The organism is Paracraurococcus ruber, from assembly GCF_004353985.1.
Classification (GTDB): Bacteria; Pseudomonadota; Alphaproteobacteria; order Acetobacterales; family Acetobacteraceae; genus Paracraurococcus; species Paracraurococcus ruber.
In genome coordinates, this window is sequence record NZ_SMOA01000470.1 from 1 (window position 1) to 2,727 (window position 2,727).

Below are 2,727 nucleotides of genomic sequence, written 5' to 3' on the forward strand. Positions count from 1 at the left end.
CGGGTCCGCCGCGGTGCGGGCCAGCGGGCTGGCCGTGGTGAAGGGCGGCGGCTGCGGCGGCTGCGGCGGCAGCGGGATATCCGGCGCCGCCAGCGGCGGCAGGCTGGGCGCGCCGGTGGGCGCCGATGGCGGGGCCGGCACGCCCGGCGGGGGGGAGAGCGGCGCCTCGGCCGGCGGCGCATCCTTGCCGCGGAGCTTGGTGATCCAGTCGCGCAGCGCCATCAGGCGGCGTCCGCCAGCAGCCCGTCGGGCGCCAGGCCCGTCACCCGCACCCGGCGAAGCTCGCCCGGCGCGGCCATGCCGCGCAGCAGGCGCAGCGGGGCGAAATGCGCGGTGTGGCCGCGGTCCTCACGCTCGAACAGCACCTGCTCCTCCCGCCCCAGCCGGCCCGCATAGAAGCGCGCCGCGGCCGCGGCGCCCGCCGCGCGCAGCCGCGCCGCGCGGTCCTTCCGCAGCGGTACCGGCAATTGCGGCATGCGCGCCGCCGGCGTGCCGGGCCGCTCCGAATAGGGAAAGACATGCAGGAAGCTGAGTTCCATCGCGGCGACGAGGTCGAGCGTCTCCTGGAATTGCGCCTCCGTCTCGGTCGGGAAGCCGGCGATCAGGTCGGCGCCGAAGGCCATGTCCGGCCGCAGGGCGCGGGCGCGCCGGGCGAATGCCAGCGCATCGGCCCGCAGGTGGCGCCGCTTCATCCGCTTCAGGATCAGGTCGGACCCGTGCTGCAGGGACAGGTGCAGGTGCGGCAGCAACCGCTCCTCCCCGGCGATCAGCCGCCAGAGGTCGTCGTCCACCTCGACCGGGTCGAGGGAGGAGAGGCGCAGCCGGGGCAGGTCGGGCACCAGCGCCAGCAGCCGCCGCACCATCTGCCCCAGGCTAGGCTTCCCCGGCAGGTCCGGGCCGTAGGAGGTGATGTCGACGCCGGTCAGCACCACCTCCCGGTAACCGCGTTCGACCAGGATGCGCACCTGCTCGACGATGGCGCCGATGGGGACGGAGCGGGAGGGGCCGCGGCCATAGGGGATGACGCAGAAGGTGCAGCGGTGGTCGCAGCCCTGCTGCACCTGCACGAAGGCGCGGGCGCGGCCGGCGAAATCGGTGACGAGATGCGCCGCCGTCTCGGTCGCCGCCATGATGTCGGTGACCGGCGCGGGCGGGGCATCCAGCGCCCAGGTCTCGGGCTTCAGCTTGTCGGCATTGCCGATCACCCGCGCGACGCCGGGTAGGCCGGCCCAGCTGCTCGGAGAAATCTGCGCGGCGCAGCCCGTGACGACGATGCGGGCTTCCGGGTTGTCGCGTGCCGCGCGACGGATGGCCTGGCGCGCCTGACGCTCCGCCTCCGCCGTCACGGCGCAGGTGTTCACCACGATGGTGCGCGCATGGCCCGCCTGCTGCGCCAGGTCGCGCATCGCCTCGGACTCATAGGTGTTGAGCCGGCAGCCGAAGGTCAGCACGTCGACCGCCGCCGGGTCCGTCCCGCTCATGCCGGGTAGGCACCCAGGTCGAGCATGCCGGTGAAGGCGGTGGCGACCGGGCCGGTCATCAGCACATGACCATCGGCGCGCCATTCCATCTGCAGCGTGCCGCCCGGCAGCGCCACGGCGGCGCGCCGCCCGGTCAGGCCGCGCCGGGCGGCATTGACGATGGCGGCGCAGGCGGCGGAGCCGCAGGCCAGCGTCCGGCCCGCGCTGCGCTCCCACACCTCCAGCCGGATATGGTCGGGCGAGAGCACCTGGGCGAAGCCGATATTCGCCCTCTCGGGGAGCAGCGCGTCATGCTCGAACACCGGGCCCAGTGCCGTCACCGGCACGGCGCCCAGGTCCGGCACGAAGAAGGTGACATGCGGGTTGCCCATGGAGCAGGCGGCGGGATCGGCGACGCCATCCCGGCCGATCGGCAGGTGCAGGGTGTCCACCTCCCGCGCCAGGGGCACGTCGCGCCAGCCGAGGCGGGCCGGGCCCATGTCGGCGCGCCAGAGGCCACCGGGGAGGCGTTCCACCGGCAGGTCGCCGGCGATGGTGCGGACCACCACGCGGTCCCGGCCGCTCTCCGCCGCCACCAGGGATGCGATGCAGCGCGTGGCATTGCCGCAGGCCCCGGCCTCCGACCCATCCGGGTTGCGGATGCGCATGAAGACATCGGCGCCGTCCAGGCCCGGTTCCAGCACGATGAACTGGTCGCAGCCCACGCCGAAGCGCCGGTCCGCGATGGCGGCGGCCCGGCGGGGCGTGATGGGCAGGTCGGCACGGCGGGCGTCCAGGACGACGAAATCGTTGCCCAGGCCGTGCATCTTGCGGAAGGGAACCATGGCGGGCGCAGATATGCCCCGGCGGGCACGGCAATTGAAGCCTGCGCCCCCGCATGGGTGGGCCGCGATGCCGGCGCGCCGGTGGCCGGAGGCCCCGTGGCGGGACGCGGCGGACCCGGTCCGCGCCGGCGACCCCCCCCCCGGGGGGGGGAGGGCGGGCGCTCAACGCTTCAGGATGCTGCCCAGGACCCCGCGCAGCACCGCGCTGCCGATCTGCCGCCCGACCGAGCTTCCCATGCTGCGGGCCGCCGATTTCGCCATGGACTCGAGCGGCCCTTCCCGGCGCCCGTGATTGCCGGTCAGCACCGCGCCGATCACCTCGCCCCAGCCGCCGCCCCCGCCGCCATAGGGGCCGGGCGCGCCCGGCCGGCCGGTCTGCGGCACCCGGCCGCCCTGGGCCGGCGCCTCCGGCAGCGGGCGCG

General features: G+C 75.4%; 2 protein-coding genes and 2 pseudogenes. All 4 read right to left on the reverse strand.

What is annotated here, in order from left to right; genetic code table 11:
• Positions 1 to 222 (reverse strand): annotated as a pseudogene (locus E2C05_RS30850) (hypothetical protein); the annotation flags it as partial.
• Entirely contained in the window at positions 222 to 1,481 is a 1,260-nt protein-coding gene (gene mtaB / locus E2C05_RS30855; protein WP_133223433.1) for a tRNA (N(6)-L-threonylcarbamoyladenosine(37)-C(2))-methylthiotransferase MtaB, read from the reverse strand. The gene mtaB and the pseudogene E2C05_RS30850, both read right to left, overlap by 1 nt.
• A complete protein-coding gene (gene dapF / locus E2C05_RS30860) occupies positions 1,478 to 2,305 on the reverse strand; it encodes a diaminopimelate epimerase (RefSeq protein WP_133223434.1) in 828 nt (275 codons plus the stop codon). The genes mtaB and dapF overlap by 4 nt, the downstream gene beginning before the upstream one ends.
• Positions 2,306 to 2,467: 162 nt before the next feature.
• Positions 2,468 to 2,727: pseudogene (locus E2C05_RS33650) on the reverse strand (DUF853 domain-containing protein); the annotation flags it as partial.